The 17,441-nt window shown below is 65.9% G+C and carries 13 protein-coding genes; 8 read left to right on the forward strand and 5 right to left on the reverse strand.

Annotated features, from left to right (window positions below):
• Positions 1–208 precede the first annotated feature (208 nt).
• From QE389_RS03010 to QE389_RS03030, 5 genes are all read left to right on the forward strand, one after another.
• Positions 209–769: an RNA polymerase sigma factor gene (locus QE389_RS03010; RefSeq protein WP_307364532.1), complete on the forward strand. Its 561-nt coding sequence runs from the start codon at positions 209–211 to the stop codon at positions 767–769.
• Complete coding sequence (locus QE389_RS03015) at positions 769–1,764, forward strand: FecR domain-containing protein (protein WP_307364534.1); 996 nt, start codon at positions 769–771, stop codon at positions 1,762–1,764. Before QE389_RS03010 ends, QE389_RS03015 begins: the two co-directional genes overlap by 1 nt.
• A gap of 172 nt (positions 1,765–1,936) precedes the next feature.
• A complete protein-coding gene (locus tag QE389_RS03020; protein ID WP_307364536.1) occupies positions 1,937–4,396 on the forward strand; it encodes a TonB-dependent receptor in 2,460 nt (819 codons plus the stop codon).
• A gap of 384 nt (positions 4,397–4,780) precedes the next feature.
• Positions 4,781–5,734 (forward strand): TonB-dependent receptor plug domain-containing protein, encoded by a 954-nt coding sequence (locus tag QE389_RS03025; RefSeq protein WP_307364538.1) that lies wholly within the window; start codon positions 4,781–4,783, stop codon positions 5,732–5,734.
• Positions 5,661–7,079 (forward strand): TonB-dependent receptor, encoded by a 1,419-nt coding sequence (locus QE389_RS03030; RefSeq protein ID WP_307364540.1) that lies wholly within the window; start codon positions 5,661–5,663, stop codon positions 7,077–7,079. Before QE389_RS03025 ends, QE389_RS03030 begins: the two co-directional genes overlap by 74 nt.
• Positions 7,080–7,308: 229 nt before the next feature.
• Here QE389_RS03030 and QE389_RS03035 read toward each other — a convergent pair whose 3' ends face one another.
• The 5 genes from QE389_RS03035 to QE389_RS03055 form a co-directional block, all read right to left on the reverse strand.
• On the reverse strand, positions 7,309–9,225 hold the full coding sequence (locus QE389_RS03035; protein WP_307364541.1) for a CocE/NonD family hydrolase: 1,917 nt from the start codon (positions 9,223–9,225) through the stop codon (positions 7,309–7,311).
• A 129-nt stretch (positions 9,226–9,354) separates the two neighbouring features.
• Positions 9,355–9,834, reverse strand: a complete 480-nt coding sequence (locus QE389_RS03040) for a hypothetical protein (protein ID WP_307364543.1) — start codon at positions 9,832–9,834, stop codon at positions 9,355–9,357.
• Between the two features lie 2 nt (positions 9,835–9,836).
• Positions 9,837–11,066, reverse strand: a complete 1,230-nt coding sequence (locus QE389_RS03045; RefSeq protein ID WP_307364545.1) for an ABC transporter permease — start codon at positions 11,064–11,066, stop codon at positions 9,837–9,839.
• Positions 11,063–11,713, reverse strand: coding sequence for an ABC transporter ATP-binding protein (locus tag QE389_RS03050; RefSeq protein WP_307364547.1), 651 nt, complete (start codon positions 11,711–11,713; stop codon positions 11,063–11,065). The genes QE389_RS03045 and QE389_RS03050 overlap by 4 nt, the downstream gene beginning before the upstream one ends.
• A gap of 563 nt (positions 11,714–12,276) precedes the next feature.
• A complete protein-coding gene (locus tag QE389_RS03055; protein ID WP_307364549.1) occupies positions 12,277–12,648 on the reverse strand; it encodes a MerC domain-containing protein in 372 nt (123 codons plus the stop codon).
• Positions 12,649–12,727: 79 nt separating this feature from the next.
• Here QE389_RS03055 and QE389_RS03060 point away from each other — a divergent pair, with 79 nt between their 5' ends.
• The 3 genes from QE389_RS03060 to acpA are packed head-to-tail and all read left to right on the forward strand — an operon-like array spanning position 12,728 to position 17,202.
• Positions 12,728–13,510, forward strand: coding sequence for a DUF3299 domain-containing protein (locus QE389_RS03060; protein ID WP_307364551.1), 783 nt, complete (start codon positions 12,728–12,730; stop codon positions 13,508–13,510).
• A 49-nt stretch (positions 13,511–13,559) separates the two neighbouring features.
• A complete protein-coding gene (locus tag QE389_RS03065) occupies positions 13,560–15,512 on the forward strand; it encodes a M1 family metallopeptidase (protein ID WP_307364552.1) in 1,953 nt (650 codons plus the stop codon).
• A 16-nt stretch (positions 15,513–15,528) separates the two neighbouring features.
• Positions 15,529–17,202 carry an acid phosphatase gene (acpA, locus tag QE389_RS03070; protein WP_307364555.1) on the forward strand — a complete coding sequence of 558 codons (1,674 nt, stop codon included), beginning with the start codon at positions 15,529–15,531 and terminating at the stop codon, positions 17,200–17,202.
• Positions 17,203–17,441 lie beyond the last annotated feature (239 nt).

A 17,441-nucleotide genomic window follows, 5' to 3' on the forward strand; every position in this document is an offset into this window, starting at 1 on the left:
GCGCTCGCCACGGGAGGGGAAGGACAGGCGACCGAACTTTAGGCGCGCCAAAAACGATCACGCCTCGTAACGGGCGCCGACGCCGCGAAACTATCCTCGTCCGGCGCCGGATTTGTGAAGCTTGCGCGACGCCGGGCCTGTCGATCCGAGATCGAACTGTCGCGCATCCGACATCTGGCCGTGATGCTGGGGCGGCATCAGGCGGTCCATGTCCCAGCCGCTTGTTGCTCCAGGTCCGAACGACGCGCGCGCCGGCGGTCGTTCGACCGAGGCCGCCTTCGCCGACCTGACCCGTCGCCTTCGGCGGCCGCTTCTGCAATTCTTCCGGCGTCGCGCGGGCTCTCCGATGGACGCCGAGGAGATGGTCCAGGACCTGTTCGTCAGGCTTCTGCGCCGCGCCGACCTGTTCAGCCTGGAGAATGTCGATGGCTATGTGTTCGAGGCGGCGGCCAATGTCGCGCGGGATCGCGGCCGCTACGATCAGGCGAGGGGACACGGGCGACATGTGGACATCGACGATCTGGCGGCGCCGAGCGATGCTCCCAGCGCCGAACAGGTTCTTGACGGGAAGCAACAGTTGAAACGGATGCTGGCGGCGCTGCAGGCCCTGCCTCCGCGGGCCAGGACCATCGTCATTCTGAGGCGCCTGGAGAACCTGACCTATCCCCAGATCGCCCAGCGACTGGGAATCTCGGTCAGCGCGGTCGAAAAACACATGGTGCGGGCTATGGCGGCGCTGAAGCACGGCCTGTTCGAGGAAACGCACTGATGTTTCCTATCAAAGCCTCCGCCTCTGACGAACCCGCCGAAGCCGCCGCCGTGTGGTTCGCCCGTCGCAATGCGGGTGGAACGACGGACGTGATCGAAGAAGCCGACTTTCGTCTCTGGCTGGATTCGGACCCGACCAATGCAGCCGCCTACCGCGACTATGCGAGGGTGTGGCGGATGCTGGGCGAGAGCGCGGCCGAGCCCGACCTCCTTGCCCTGCGGGCGGCCGCGCTGAAACAGCCGGCGGCGAGACTGTCGCGTCGGGCGGTGTTCGGCCTGGCGGGCGGGGCGGTCGCGGCGTCGTGCGCCGGACTTTGGGTCATGGGCGCGGCCTCTCCGGCGCGCGCCCTGATCTCGACCCAGGCGGGGCAGCGGCTGAACGCGGCGCTGCCGGACGGCTCGGAGGCGGTCCTGGCGCCGTCCACGCGGTTACGGCTGGATTTCGCCAATGGAAGGCGGGCGGCCGTCCTGGAACAGGGGCAGGCCTATTTCGATCTGACGCCGAACGGAGGGACGCCCTTTGTCCTCCGCGCCGGCGACTATGTTCTGGCCGCCGATAGCGGTCGATTCCAACTGACGCTGCTGGACGGGCGGCCAGACGTCGTGGTCGAACAGGGCGACCTGACCCTGTACAGGCGCACGGGCGGCAAGCTTGGGACACGACTTTCGTCAGGCCAGAAGAGCGCCCTGACACGGGACGGCTTGAAGGCGGAGACGGCGGACGTCGAGGTCGAGACCGCGTGGCGCACGGGTCGGCTGGTGGTGCGGGATCGGCCCTTGTCGGAGGTTGTCGCAGCCTTCAATCACTACTCGGTCGAACACCTCGTCATCGAGGACCGCGCCGCCGGAGACACGCGGATATCGGGGTCTTTCCGCTATGATGGCGGTCGAGAGTTCGCACTGGCTCTGGCCTCGGGCTTCAACCTGTCGGTGAAGCGGACGAGAGACGGCGTCTGGCGCATCCACACGCCTGACGGATCGGCTACGGTTCGATGAAATTTCAAAGACGGAGTGGGGATTCGCACGCGGGCTTCCGTTCCTGAAAGCGAGCCGGCTGAGGGCCGGTCCGATCATTCAGGGGCGATCCATGACCAAATCCTTCTCGATTCCGCGCGGCTTGGGACAGCGTCTGAGCGGGGGCCTCAGAGGAGGGCTTCGAACGGGCCTGATGACCTGCGGTGCCCTCGCCGTCCTGGCCGCAACCTCGCCCGCCTTGGCCCAGGCCGCAACCTCGCGGGCGGTCGCCTTTGCGATCGACAGCCAGGGGCTGGAGACCGCCCTGACGCGCTTCGCCAGTGCGGCCGACGTGCAGGTGGTCTTTTCCCCCGAGTTGGTTCGGGGCAAACAGGCCAACCGCGTGGCCGGCCTGATGCCGCCGGCCGAGGCCCTGCGTCAGATGCTTGCGGGCTCCGGCCTTGTCGCCACCCAGGTCGGGGAACGGACCTTTTCTATTTCGCAGGGCGCAAGCCAAGTCGCCGACGCCGCCACCCTCGAGGAGGTGATCGTTACGGCCCAGAAGCGCAGTCAGCGCCTTCAGGACGTGCCCTTGGCCGTCAGCGTCATCGACGGGGCCGACGCGGCGCGTCGAGGCGTCGACAGCATCACCGGCCTTGTGGACGAGACGCCTGGGGTGTCGATCAACTACGCTTTCGGGGGCACGAACTACGGCCTCATCAGCATCCGCGGCATCGGCGGCGCCGACGACTATAAACCCAATGGCAATCCGTCGGTCGCCCTGCACATCGACGGCGTTTATCAGACCTCCAACGCCTATCTCGGCATGCCCCTGTTCGACCTGGATCGGATCGAGATCCTGAAGGGGCCGCAAGGCACGCTGTATGGTCGCAACACGACGGCCGGGGTCATCAATGTGATCACCAAGGGGCCGGGCGACACCGCCCAGGGCGCGGGACGCTTCGAGATCGGCAGCTATGACTATGTCGCCGTCGAAAGCGCGGTCGGCGGGCCGCTCAACGACAAGGTCGGCGTTCGCCTGGCGGTCCTTGCCGAGCAGGGCGGCGGCTTCATGACAGGGGCGGGAGCCGGCAAGCTGGCGGGCTTTCGTCCTATCATCGGCGGCGTGACCCAGACCCAGGTTCCGCCCATCGTCGATCCGGGCCGGCGCGAAGGTTTCGGTGACAAGAATCTGGTCGCCGGTCGCGCCACGGTGGCCCTAGTCGTCGCTCCCGAAACCCGGCTAACGCTGAAACTGTTCGGCAGCCGCGATCACGGCGACACGCGCCAGTACGACCGTATCTCCAACGCCCTGGACACCAGTATCGCCAACGCTGGGGAGAACGATGATCCTTACGAATTCTACTCCTCGGAGTACCCGACCCAGAGGATCGACATCTATGGCGCATCGGCCATCCTGACGCACCGTCTGGCCGACAATCTGAACCTGACCGTGATCGGCAACAGCCAGGGCACGACCCGGTCGGTCCAGGGCAATGGCGATGGTTCGCCCTATCCGGCGTCACGCTTCGACGCCGACGAGACCCTAAACCAGCAGTCGCTGGAGGTTCGCCTGGGCGACGAAACCGGCGGTCGCGTGGACTGGATCGCGGGCGCCTTCTATGTGGCCGACGACATCGACTTCGACACCCACTGGACCAGCTACACCGCCCGGACGAAGTACGACAATCTTCACAAGCAGAGCCGCAACAGCTTCGCCCTGTTCGGCCAGGTCGATTACGATCTGACGGACAGGCTGACTCTTTCGGGCGGCCTGCGCTACACCCGCGACGAAGCGACGTTCAGCGGTCGCAACGACGACTTGAACCCGTGGGGAATCTCCACCTTCACGACCACCTTTGCGACGACCAATCCCTTCATCTGGGATCGCACGTTCGAAGACGACAATGTCTCCGGTCGGGTCACGGCGAAGTACATCTTCACCCCCAATCTGAACGCCTTCGTTTCGGCCGGGACCGGCTATCGCGGGGGCGGGTTCGACGGCACTTCGATCTTCACCCAGGCCGAGACCCTGCCCTTCGATTCGGAGACGGTCGTCGCCTATGAGACGGGCGTGCGCTGGGCCTCGCCGCGCCTGCGTCTGTCGTTGGACGCCTTCTTCTATCGCTTCAAGGAACTGCAGGCGACGACGCGGCTGGCCAACGACACCAATGGCCGCGCCAATGTGGGCGAGGCCGAAAGCAAGGGCCTGGAGTTCGCGCTGAACGCCGTCGTCTTCGAGACGGCGAACCAGAGTCTGGACTTCGACCTGGCGGCGGCCTTCCTGGACACCGAGATCCTGTCCTTCAGCTCGGCCCGCGTCGCCGATGTCTTGTCCACAGTCGGTGATCCCCTGCCGGGCGCGCCGGACGTCACGGCGACGGCGGCGCTGAACCACGCACTGACGTTCGCCAACGGCTGGCGGCTGAACTCGCGGCTGTCGGTGTCGCATCACGGGGAAGAGTCGAACCGCCTTAATGCGACGCCGGCCAACACCGCAGAGGCCTATACGCTTGTGAACGCTCGCCTCGACCTGCAGACGGCCGCCAACTGGACCGTCTATGCTTACGGACGGAACCTCACCGACGCGGTCTATTTCCCCGAACTCAACGGCGCAGCTCGACTGGTCGGTGCGCCGGCGACCTATGGCGTCGGCCTCCGCTATAGTTTCTGAGTCTGAACCGCCCCGTCTCCTGTCCGGGGGACGGGGCGAATGCGCCAACGCGAGCGCCTCCAGCAAGGCAGACCGCCGTTTCTTCCTCTGCAAGGCGTATCCGTGAGCAAGGCGGCAAGAACCGCCGCCAAGACTGTCGGGCATGACCCCGCAGATCATCCCGTCAAGCCCTTCAGTCCCTCTTGCATATCAGGGACGTACCCGAACCCGAGCGCCCGGCTCTTGTCTTGAAGTTGTAATCAAAGCTTAGCCTTAGCGTGGCCGGAACGGCTTAGACGCGGGCCCCTAATCAGAGGGGTCTGCGTCATGACGTCACATTTCAAGCGTTTGAGTATCACAAGTCTGCTGGTCGGCACGGCCATGACGGGATGGGCAGGAGCGGCCTTGGCCCAGACCGCCGTCGTCGATTCCACGGCCGATCAGGTCGCGCGGAAATCTTCAGTCGATCAACTGGATGAGATCGTGGTGATCGGATCGGGCCAAACCCGTTCGGTCTCGACGCTTACGCCGGCGAACCTGGAGACCCTGCCGCCGGGAACCAGCGTCCAGAAGGCGCTGAACTTCCTGCCTGGCGTCAGCGCCCAGTCGATCGACGCCCTGGGGGTGAACGAGCAGTCGCTGACCCTGCAGGTGCGCGGGTTCAACACGACCCACCTGGGCTATACGCTGGACGGCGTGCCGTTGGGCGACGGCGCCTATAACAACTACAACGGCCTGACCATCAGCCGCGCGCTGATCTCCGAGAACCTGGGCCGCGCCGACCTGGCGACCGGCATCGCCGGTCTGGCCATTCCGTCGACCAGCAATCTGGGCGGCGCCCTGATTTACACTTCGCGCAATCCCAGCCGTTCGTTCGGCCTGGCGGCCAGCCAGGGCTTCGGCAGCGAGGCGTCCAGGCGCAGCTTCCTGCGGGTGGACACGGGCGAGCATGACGGCTTCTCGGCCTATGTGTCCGGCCAGTACAGCGAACAGGACCTGTTCGTGAACCAGGGCGACTACAAGACCTCCTGGGGCCGGCAGTTCAACGGCAAGGCCATGTACCGCTTCGACCGCGGCGCCGTCACCGCCTTCGCCGATCTGTCGCGCACCAATCAGGCGGACGACGCCTATCTGTCCAAGGACATGCTGAACCGGCCTGGGCTGGGACTGGGCCGGCTATGCGCCCGACTGGCAGTCGTATCTGGGCGTCGCATATTGCGGCGTGAGCAATCCGACGGCGACGGCCAACTGCGTCGCGGCGCCCTCGCCCCAGAAGAATTCGGACGTGACCTTCACCAATGGTCAGATCCTGCGCAACGACGACCTCTATTATCTGGCGGGCGAATACGATCTGACTGACGACCTGAAGGTCGAGGCCAAGGTCTATCGCCACACGAACAAGGGCGCGGGCAACAACTTCATCACCGGCTGGTCCACCCAGGGCACGACGACCACGGCCGACGACGTGCCGGTGCAGATCCGCGACACCCGCTACACCATCGACCGCTCGGGCGTGGTGGGCGGATTGAGCTGGACCTTCGGGCCGCATCACGTCCAGGCCGGGTTCTGGTTCGATGAGAACACCTCCAGCGCGGCGCGCTACATCCGCACCGACGTCACCGGCCCCTTCAGCCTGGCGCACTATCTGGACGGCCAGCCGGCCCGCGCCCAGTGGGTCCAGGAAACGGATTGGGAGACGCGCCAGTTCTATGTTCAGGACACGCTGTCGCTGCTGAACGATGCGGTGACGGTCGATTTCGGCTTCAAGAGCACCTACGCCAAGTCGGACGCCCGGGCCGTGGACGGCGTCGCCCTGGCCCCGCCGCCCAGCTCCAGCCAGTTCGCCAGCGGCAGTCTGACGGCCAAGGACAACTTCCTGCCGGAAATCGGCGTCCACTGGCAGGTCGCCGAGGGTCATGAACTGTACGCCAGCTACGCCGAGAACATGGCCATGTTCCAGGGCGGCTTCAAACTGGGGCCGCAATCGGTGTCGCAGACGATCTGGGACCTGCAAGGCCAGTATCTGAAGCCCGAGACGTCCAAGAGCTTCGACGCCGGCTATCGCTACATCAGCGGCCCGCTTCAGGTGGCCCTGGCGGCCTACCGGGTCAAGTTCGACGACCGCCTGCTGCAGTACAATCCGTGCCCGACCAACCAGCAGCAGAACCCCGGCTGCGGCAACTCCTTCCACAACGCCGGCAGCGTGACCAGCACGGGCGTCGAACTGGGCGTGCTGTGGAAGCCGACCCCCTGGTTCAACTGGTACAACTCGGCCTCGTACAGCAAGACGACCTATGACGACGATCTGAACTGGTGCACCACGACCTGCGTGGTCAAGGCGACGGCCGGCAAGCAGCAGGTCGATACGCCCAGGGAAATGCTGTCCAGCGTGGTGACGGTGAACTGGCACGGCTTCTCGGGCTCGCTGATGGGCAAATACACGGGCGAGCGCTTCTACACCTATACCAACGACCAGGGCTTCGGCGGCTATACGACCTTCGATCTGGGCCTCAACTATGACCTGAGCGAAGTCGGCGCGACCGGGGTGAAGTTCGCGGTGAACGTCACTAATCTGACCAACAAACGCTATGCCTCCAACTTCGACGGCAGCGTCTTCGCGCCGGACGATGCGACGGGCAGCGTCGTGGTGTTCCACGCCTCGGCGCCCCGTCAGATATTCGCGACGCTGAGCTACGCCTTCTGAGGCTCCGTTCAGGCGCTGGACGCCCTACGCGCAGCCGCGCAAAAGGGGCGTCCAGCGTAAAACTGCTGTCATTTGCAGATCTGTCCAGAGGCCGTCCGGTTGGTCGGGTCCAGGCGATAAGGGCCTGACCCTGACAGCCGACGCTCAGGCGAACCTCCATTGGGCGCGTTCGCCCTGGAGGTGACAGGGGCGACTCTACGGGTCGGGCTCGGACAGGCGATCTGCAGCCTTACGGCCGCGGATCGGCGGCGGTTGAAGAGGCGACGGGCAGTTCGATGAACGTCGCCGTATCGCCGTCGTGATAGACGCGCTGCGTCGCACGGCGATAATCCTCGGGTTTGGCGAACATGATGTTCGGCACGAAGGTCTGGGGATTGCGGTCGTACAGCGGGAACCAGCTGGATTGCACCTGCACCATGATCCGGTGCCCCGGAAGGAAGGTGTGGCTGGCCGCCGGCAGGGCCCATTTGTATTCCAGCGGCCGGTTCGGCGTGATCGCCTTGGGCGTGCTGAGGCTTTCGCGATAGCGGCCGCGGAAGATGTCCATCGACACCGCCAACTGATAGCCACCCATCTCGGGCTGAAGATAATATTCGTCCGGATAGACGTCGATCAGCTTGACGACCCAGTCGGAGTCCGTGCCGGTCGTCGAGGCGAACAAATGGACCTGCGGATTGCCCGAGATCCGCACAGGTTCGGTCAGGGGCTCCGAAACATAGGTGACGACGTCGGCGCGGTCGCTGTAGGGGCGCTGGTCGCTGGCCAGCCACGTCCGCCAGGCATCGTCGCGGACCGGACGGGGGATGTAGGGGACCGGATGGGCGGGATCGGACGTGTATTCGTCGAACGCCTTGGCCCCGCTGGCGGGCGGTTGGAAGGCCAGACCGCCGCCGGCCTGGAGATAGAGGCGGCGCGTCGGCGCGTCGGTCGGCCAGGACGTCAGGAAGCGCCATTCGTTGACGCCGGATTCGAACAGGCTGACCGGCGCGATGTGCGCGGGCGCGCCGGTCGTCTTCAGGTGGGCGTCCAGGAAGGGCAGCAGGATATGGCGCTGGAAATAGAGCGAGGTCGAACTGTCGAACGGGACCGGGCCGATATTGGCCCCGGTGTCGCGATAGGCGCCGCCATGCATCCAGGGACCGGCGACCAGGAAGTTCATGTCATTGTTGACATCCTTTGCCTCGGTGGCGCGATAGGCGGCGATCGTGCCGTAGATATCCTCCTGGTCCCACAGGCCGTCGACCCACAGGGTCGGCACCTTCAACGGCTGTTTCGCCAGGATCTTGTCGACGGCCTGGGCCTGCCACCAGCCGTCATACGAAGGGTGACGCAGCACCTGTTTCCAGAAGCCGGTCTGGTCGACGCCCATCCGTTCCGCCAGCTCGGCGGCGGACCCGGATCGAAGCGCACAGACATAGTCGTCGTAACAGGATTTCGGCCAGGCCGGCCCGCCGGACCGCCCGCCTTCCTGGCCCAGGGAATAGTTGATCGCGCCCAGCCAGCGGAAGGCGCCGTTGTGGAACCAGTCGTCGCCCATCCAGCCGTCGACCATGGCCATCATGGGCACGGCGGCCTTCAACGCCGGGTGGGGATTGATCAGGCTCTGGGTGACGGTGAAGCCGTCATAGGAATTGCCCATGGTGGCGACGCGGCCGTTGGTTTCCGGCACGTTGTGGACCAGCCATTCGATGGTGTCGTAGGCGTCGGTGGCGTGGTCGATCCCGGTGGTGTTGAGCGGTCCCGCGATCGGCCGGTTCATCACATAGTCGCCCTCCGAGCCGTACTTGCCGCGCACGTCCTGCGAGACCAGGATGTAGCCGTTCTGAAGCAGGGTGGCGAAGCCTTGGCGCACCAGCATCTCCGCATGGGTGCTGTTGGCGCCGCTGGTGACTCTGCTGGCGTCGTAGGGCGTTCGATTCAGAATGATCGGCGCATCGCTCAGCCCTTTCGGGATGATGATGACGGTGTGCAGCCGCACCCCGTCGCGCATGGGGATCATCACTTCCCGGCGAACATAGTTGTAGTCGGGCGTCGCCGGACGGAAGCTGTCGGGGATTTCGCTCTGCGACGCCGTGGCCGCCTCGGCGAGGGGCGCCGGCGTCTGCTGGGCCGAGGCGGTCGTGCTGGCTGTAATGACAGCAGCCATGACGAGGCCGTTCATGACGGCCGGAATTTTAAAAAGCGACAAAGCGATCCTCCCCTGAACGTCCCGTGCGTTATCTTGTGACGTCGATGGTGCGCAAGGAAACCCGAAAAGGACGGCGGCGCCTCATGCTCAGGCCGCGGTCGCTCGGCCGATCTGAAAAAAGAATCCCGCATCGCTACTGGCGTGCAGGCTGAGGACGCCGGAAACCTCGATCAGATCGGTGGTGTTCTGACGCGGGTGCAGCAACCGCACCTCGATGGCTTCCGTCGGCAGGCTGGGCGGGCAAAAGTCGCACTGGTGGTTCTTGCGCATCAGCCCGAAGTGGGTCGTGGTCCGTCCCGCCTCCAAGGGCAGCATGAAGCCCAGAATCTTCAGCGTCCTGCCCGCGAGCGAGGTGACATCCGGACGGAACGTAGCGGTGTAGGCGCCTGTGCGCCGGTCCAGCTGGATCGGCGTCGCGGCGAAGCGCGTCCACATCGGGTCCGGGCTGAGCACCTGCGTGTGGTCGGCGGGCTGACCGAAGAACTGGGCTTGGGCCGGACGACTCGCGAACACGCCGGCGCCCAAGGCGCCCATGAGGCAGGCGCGACGCGACAGGAAAAGGGACATGCTCAGGCCCCTCCAAGAACGTTGGGAACATTGGTCCGCGCCGCTGCGACGGCGGGACCGAGACTGCCCAAAAGGCCAAGAAGGATTGACAGCCCCATCAGCACGGCGTCGGTCATGCCGATGGGGGGGATGGGCAGGGCGTAGGCGGAGGCGCTGGCGGCGATCAGATGGACGGCGACCCGCGCCGCCGCCAGGCCGAGAAGACCGCCGACCAGGCCCAGCAGGACGCCTTCAAGCGCGGTCAGGGCGATCAGCAGCGACGGTCGGGCGCCGAGGGCGCGCAGCAGGGCCAGCTCGCGCCGCCGCGCCAGGACGGCGGCCGTCAGGGCGACCACGAATCCGACCAGCGAGAAGCCAAGCAGCGCTATGCCCAGTCGCTGGATCGCGTCGGCGCCCGCCCCGGCGATCTGATTCAGTCGGGCGGCCTCCAGCGCGGGGGAGGCGGGTTGAAGATCGGGCGTGGCCTTGACCTGGTTCGGCAGGATAACGGCGCCGAGCGGCGAACGATAGCGAACCAGAAGCGCGGTGATCTCCGGCCCTTTCTTGGCGTCCTCGGCCTCGTCTTGGTCCCCGTCTTGATCGACCTGGCCGGCTGCGCCCCCGTCGTGGTGATGATGGTGGGCATGCACCTCCCAGATGCTACGATAGTCGGTCAGCACTAGCCGATCGACCACGGCCCCCGTCGCCGCCAGGACTCCTACGACGCGATAGGGCGAGGCGCTGTGCTTTTCGCCGCCCTCCATCAGGCCGTGTTCGCCCACGAAGGTGTCGCCGACCTTCAACTTCAAGCGCTCGGCCGCCGTAGCGCCGAGCACCGCCTGCATCGGCTTCGACCACCAATCGCCCGCGCTCAACCGCGCTTGATAGAGGGCCGGATAGTCCAGGGTGCTGCCGACAATGCGCAGGCCGCCGACACTGTCGCCCATGGAGATCGGAATGGCCTGGCGGACCATGGGATTGGCGGCGAACCGCTGCGCCTTGGCCAAGGCGATGTTGCCAGTCGGCGCATCGACCTGGAAGACGGTCGACATCACCAGTTGCAGCGGGCTGCCCTTCGCGCCGATCACCAGATCGATCCCGCCAAGATCGCGCCGGAGCCGGTCGCCGGCGGCTTGTTCGAGCAGCAGGACCGAAGCGGTGACGGAGACGGCGATGGCCAGCACCGCCGCATAGAAGCCCCATGTGACGGGTCGACGACGGATGAAGGCGGCGAGCAGTTTGAACAGGGTCATGCGGCCTCCGACCGACGCGCCGCCAGATGGACTTGCCGGGGAAAGGCGGACTTCAGGCGTTGATCATGGGTGGCGATGACCAGGGCCGCGCCGGCTTCATCGGCGGCGCGCCGGAGGAGACTCGCCACGGTCGCGGCGTTGTCGTCGTCCAGGCTGGCGGTCGGTTCGTCGGCCAGGATCACCGAAGGGTTCATCAACATGGCGCGGGCGATGGCGATCCGCTGGGCCTCGCCCCGGCTAAGCGTCTCGGCAGGACGTCGCAGCGCCCAGCCGAGTCCCAGTTCCTCCACCAGGGTCCTGGCGCGCTCCGGGTTCTGGGCGGCGCCTGCGGCGAAGGGGGCCAGCAAGACATTGTCCAACACGCTGAGGCCGGCCAGAAGGTGGACGTCCTGGAAGACCAGACCCAGTCGCTCGCCCCGCACGCGATCACGTCGGCCGGCCGGCAGGATGCTGAACGGACCACCATCCAGGAGGACTTCGCCGGCGATGGGCGTCAAGAGGCCGGCGAGCGTGAAAAGAAGCGTCGATTTGCCGGAGCCGGAGGGGCCGAGCAGCAACAGGCTGTCCCCGGCGTCCACCTGCAGATCGCCTGGTGTTGCGACGGCTACGCCGTTTCGACCGACCGCCAGATCGCGTGTCATAAGCATTGCTGAATCCACCTTCGGGCGCGGTCGGCTCCAAGAATGCCGTGATGGACGGCGCAGATTCGCCCGTCCGGCCTAAGCGCGACTGCGAGCGGCAGCCGGGGCGGGGCGCCGCCCAGGCGGGTCAACACCGCCGCCGGCGCTTCCGGCGATGTCCATACGGCGGCCTCGGGATAGCCGCGCGCTCGGACTGCGGCTCCCGCGGAGGCGCGATCCTCCAGCGCCAGGGCGATCAGGCGCCCGTTCCTCGTCGCCGTCCGGAGGCCAGCCAATCCGTCCAACTCGACCAGACAGGCGCCGCAATCGCTGCGCCATAGCAGAACCACAGCCGGTGCGCCGCCTAGGCTGTCGGCGCTCACCGAAAGTCCGCCGAGCGTCATGGCTTTGAATGGCTGGTTTCGCGCCGCCGCGGGCGCAGCCGACAAGGCCGCACCCAGGACAAGCGCAAGGGACCATATAGGAGGCGTCATCATCGATCGAGAGCAGCGAGGCTACAGAAACGTGTAACGTTATATTATTACGAATTATGGCTATTCATTGACGCAAAGCCATCGGGCCGCCGCCGATTAGTGGGCGTGGTTCCGCTTGCGCCAGTTGACGATATGGGCGCCGGCCAGGATCAGGCCCCCGGCGACCGTCATCGGCGTCTCGGCTTCGTGCGTCGGCAACTCGGCGGCGGCGAAAAAGAGCAGCGCCACGCCAAGCGCGCCGGCGGCGATCAGGAGCCAATCGCGCCGCCCCGCAGTATCGGGCCGGCTCAACACATAGGCGGCCAGGGGGCCGGCCATAAAGGCGAAGACCCAGTGCACCCACGGCGCCTCGGCCCAGGCGCCTGCCAGGGGAAACAGAGAGACCAACAGCGGCAGGGCAAGACAGTGGACCATGCACAGTCCCGAAAGACTGATCCCCATCGCATCGCCGGTCCTGTGTATCGCCATGGTTTCGCCTCCCTGCTAAGCTATATACGTTATATAGTAACATTTCTTTCCGAAGCTAGGGGCCATGGTCGGAAAATCGATGAACCGGAGCGCCGTCAGAGCTGATGCGGTCCGGCCGATGACACGGCTCGTCGCCGCCCTCGTCGTACTGCTGCTTTTGGCGGCGTGCGGTGATCGTGGCGCGGAAAGGTCCGCCACCCCAGACGTTTCCGCCGCGGCCTCCTCAACAAAGAGGGCGCCTCAAACCTCGGTTGCAGGAGGGGAGGGGGAGCCGACTGCGGATCAGACGAAGGCGGCGTTGGATGCTGAACCCGATGCAGACATGGAAGGCCGTCTGCAGATGACGGATCCGGCGGAGCTCGACCGGACGTGGGCGCAAACCACAAGCGGCGACCAGGGCGGCGGTCCCATGGCCTCTCAGGCCGTCGGCGGTTTCGATGACGAGGTCAAGGCCGAACGCGCCGCACAGCGTAACCTGCCTACCGCCGACGGTCCGATCTGGGCGATTCTGCGCAAGACGCGGATATCGATCGACGAGAAGTCCCAGCTCTACCACGCCTCCCATCCGGCCGAGGTTCGGGCCCTGGCGGGGCGTCGGCTCACCCTGCGCGGCTATATGTTGCCGCTGGAGGCGGACGACCGGACCGCCCACTTCCTGATCTCGCCCTACACCCCGGTCTGCTTCTTCCATCCACCGGCCGAACCGAACGAAATCGTCGAGGTGCGCCTACGCCGACCCATCGCCGCCGGCTATCACCTGGTCGAGGTCTCGGGCGTGCTCCAACTCGCGGACAATGGCGAAAAGGGGTTGTTCTTCGTCATGGATGCGGCAGAAGGTCGCATCGTTCAGCGCATCGAATGATCGCTCCGCGATGGCGGTGCGCGCCCATGCGCCTATTGTGGAGACCTTCATGCGTCTGACCTTCGCGCTCGGCGCCTTGGCCGTCAGTCTTGCGTCCACCCCCGCGCTCGCCCAGGCGAATGACGGCTTTCGGCCGCTGGAGACGTTCGCGCCCCTGACCCTGCCGACGCCGGCGAACGCCTATCGGTCGGGCTCCGGCGCACCCGGCGCGGCCTATTGGCAGAACAGGGTCGACTATTCGATCGACGCCCGCCTCGATCCTGTCAGCCGCGTCCTGAACGGCCAGGCGGTCATCCGCTACACCAACAACAGCCCCGACGTTCTGGACGTGCTGTGGCTGCAACTGGACCAGAACCTTTATCGCACCGATGCGCGAGCGGTCGCCTTTTCGGCCCGTCCACGACGCGGTTCCACCGATGGCTACCGGATTGAGCGGGTCGAGGTGAAACAGGACGGCGGCTGGGTTAAGGTCCAACCGCTGATCGACGACACGCGCATGCGCGTGACCCTGCCGACGGCCCTGTCGCCCAAGGGCGGTCAGGTCGAAGTGCGGGTGACTTATGGCTATGTCGTGCCGTCCGACGAATTCGGCGGCCGCACCGGCTGGATGTCCAGCGCCAACGGCGACATTTTCAGCATCGCTCAATGGTATCCGCGCCTGGCCGTCTACGACGACGTGCGGGGGTGGGACACGTTGCCGTTCCTGGCCAACGAATTCTATCTGGAGTACGGCGATTTCGATTACACCGTGACGGTTCCGGCCGACATGGTGGTGGCGGGTTCCGGCGAACTGACCAATCCCGATCAGGTGCTGGATGCCGAACAGCGTCGCCGTCTGGCCCAGGCCCACGCCAGCGACCGCACCGTGATGATCCGAACGCCGGAGGAGGTGTCGGCCGCGCCTGCGGGCCAAGCGACCAAGACCTGGCGCTTTCACATGAAGAACACCCGCGACGTGGCCTTCAGCGCCTCGCGCGCCTTCGTTTGGGACGCCGCGCGCATCAATCTGCCGAGCGGCAAGACAGCGCTGGCCCAGTCGGTCTATCCGATCGAGAGCGTGGGCCCGGGCCGCTGGGGCCGCTCCACCGAATATCTGAAACACGCGGTCGAGACCTTCTCGACCTGGTATCCCTATCCTTGGCCCAATGCGATCAACGTCGCCGGACCGGCGGCGGGGATGGAATATCCGGGCATCGTTTTCGACGGGGTGGAGGACGAGGGCAAGACCCTGTTCTGGATCACTGCCCACGAGATCGGCCACAGTTGGTTCCCGATGATCGTCGGTTTCGACGAGCGCCGCGACGCCTGGATGGACGAAGGGTTCAACACCTTCATCGACGTCTATGAATCCGACGCCTTCGAGGGCGGCGTCTATGGGCCCAAGCGCGACGGAGAATATGCGCCGGGGCAAGGAACTCCGGCAGAGCAGATCGCCGCCCTTCTGGAAGACGCGGCCGCGCCGACGGTCATGACGCGCGCCGACGCCATCCAGGAAAAATACCGGCACCCAGTAACCTACTTCAAATCCGCCTTCGGCCTGACCCTGCTGCGCGAGGACATTCTGGGTCCCGAACGGTTCGACCCGGCCTTCCGCAAATTCATCGCCGACTGGGCCTTCAAACACCCCAAGCCGAGCGACTTCTTCCGGTCGATGGAGAGCGCAGGCGGCGAGGATATGTCGTGGTTCTGGCGCGGTTGGTATCTGAATAACTGGAAGCACGATTTGGCGGTCACGGCGATCACGCCTATCGACGGCGATCCCGCCAAGGGCGCGGACGTGGTGGTCGAAAACCGGGACAAGCTCGTGCTGCCGGCGATGTTGAGGGTCGTCTTCGCAGACGGTTCGCAGATCGACCAGAGAATTCCGGTCGAGACCTGGCTTCAGCGTGCAAGCCACGCCTTCCGTTTCGCGGGCCATGGGGCGGTGGTGTCCGCCACCGTGGACCCTGACCGTCGCCTGCCCGACAGCCATCGCGACGACAACAACCGAACCGCCGGCTGAGGCGGACGAGAGAGACATGAGCCTCAAGCCCGACGCCGACGATCCCAGGAGTCCCGACCGCCGCCGGCTGCTCGGCGGCCTGGCGCTCGTCGCCGGTGCGGCGGCGGTCCAGGGAGAAAGGGCCGCCGCAGCCTCGTCCATGACCGGCCCAGCGCCCAACCCAGGGCTTGGCTCGGGACCGGCCGCCGACGCGCGCCTGCGCGAGGCCATCGACACGGTGGTGGTGATCTATGCGGAGAACCGCAGCTTCAACAATCTGTTCGCCGACTTCCCCGGCCTGGAGCGGCCCTTGTCCGCAGAGCCGGCGGAGCGCCTGCTGCAACGGGACCGTGACGGTCGCATCCTGCCGCGTCTGCCGAAAATCTGGGAAGGCCTGGTTCCCGACAGCCAGGTAGTCGAGCATCGCACCTGGAAGATCGGGCCCGACGAGTTGCCTGAGATCGCCAACGGCCCCTTCGCCCTGCAAACGCCCGAGGGCGATCCGCTGCCCCACGGCATCGTGACCCGCGATCTGGTTCACGCCTTCTACCAGAACCAGTTGCAGATCAACGGCGGGCGCAACGACGGTTTCGTCGCCTGGGGGGATTCCGGCGCTCTGGTCATGGGCCGCTACGCCGACGGCGCGGCCAATCTGCGCCTGTGGTCGATCGCGCGCGAGTTCACCCTGTGCGACAACTTCTTCATGGGAGCCTTCGGCGGCTCCTTCCTGAATCATCAGTATCTCGTGGCCGCCCGGCCGCCCTTCTATCCGGACGCAGACCACAGCCCGGCGAAGGGCAGGATCGCCAGGGTCGAGGGCGACGACCTCGCCGGAATTCGCCTTCGTCTGAAGGCGGATTCGCCCGCTAGCGCCCTGGATGGCCCTCCGAAGTTCGTGCCGAGTTCGCTCACCCCCGACTTTTGGGCGGTGAATACCCTGACCCCGCCCTATGCGCCTACCTATGAGCTGGACAAGGCGCGGCCGGGCTACGCCGACTGGACCAGCGCACACACCCTGCCGCCACAGACCCACGCCACCATCGGCGACCGGCTGTCGGACAAGGGGATCGCCTGGGCCTGGTACGCCGGCGGCTGGGCTCTGGCCCTGGCCGGACAAGGAACCAACGGGGACTTCCCCACCAGGCCCAATTTTCAGCCGCATCACCAGCCGCTGAACTATTTTGCGCGCTTTGCGCCCGACACGGACGAACGGAGCGCGCACTTGAAGGACGGCGGCGTCGGCGACACCGCGCGCACCAACCATTTCCTGGCCGACGCCGAGGCCGGTCGTCTGCCGTCCGTCAGTTTCTACAAGCCCCAGGGCGACCTCAACATGCACGCCGGCTATTCCGATGTGGACGCCGGCGACCGACATATCGCCCGCGTAATCGACGCCTTGCGAAACAGCCCCCAATGGGCGCGGATGCTGATCGTCGTCACCTTCGACGAGAACGGCGGCTGGTGGGATCACGTCGCTCCGCCCAAAGGCGACCGTTGGGGCCCCGGCAGCCGCATCCCGGCCCTGATCGTTTCGCCTTTCGCGCGCCGTGGCGCGGTCGATCACACCCTTTACGACACGGGCTCGATCGCCCGTTTCGTGATCCGCCGGTTCGACCTGGAGACTCTGCCCGGCCTGGTGCAGCGCGAGCAGGCGATGATCGCCGGCGGCGGTCCACCGCCGGGGGATCTGACCGGAGCGCTTGTGTTGTAGTTGTCGGTTCGCCTCTGTCCGGCTCTGTTCAAGATCGTCCTTTCGGAGCCGTTTCGATGTTCGTGTCCCTTGTCGCCGCTGGCCTGCTGGCCTCCACTTCAGTTGCGGCGGACGCCCCCCAGACGCTTCACCCGTATGGCGGCCTGGCGCTGGATCCGACGGTACAGCGCATCGTTTCGATTAATTCGATCCAGCGCGGCGTAGAGACCGCCGGCGATGCGCCGACGATCATGGTGCGT

The sequence above is a fragment of the Brevundimonas sp. SORGH_AS_0993 genome, assembly GCF_030818545.1.
In the GTDB taxonomy this organism is placed as follows: domain Bacteria; phylum Pseudomonadota; class Alphaproteobacteria; order Caulobacterales; family Caulobacteraceae; genus Brevundimonas.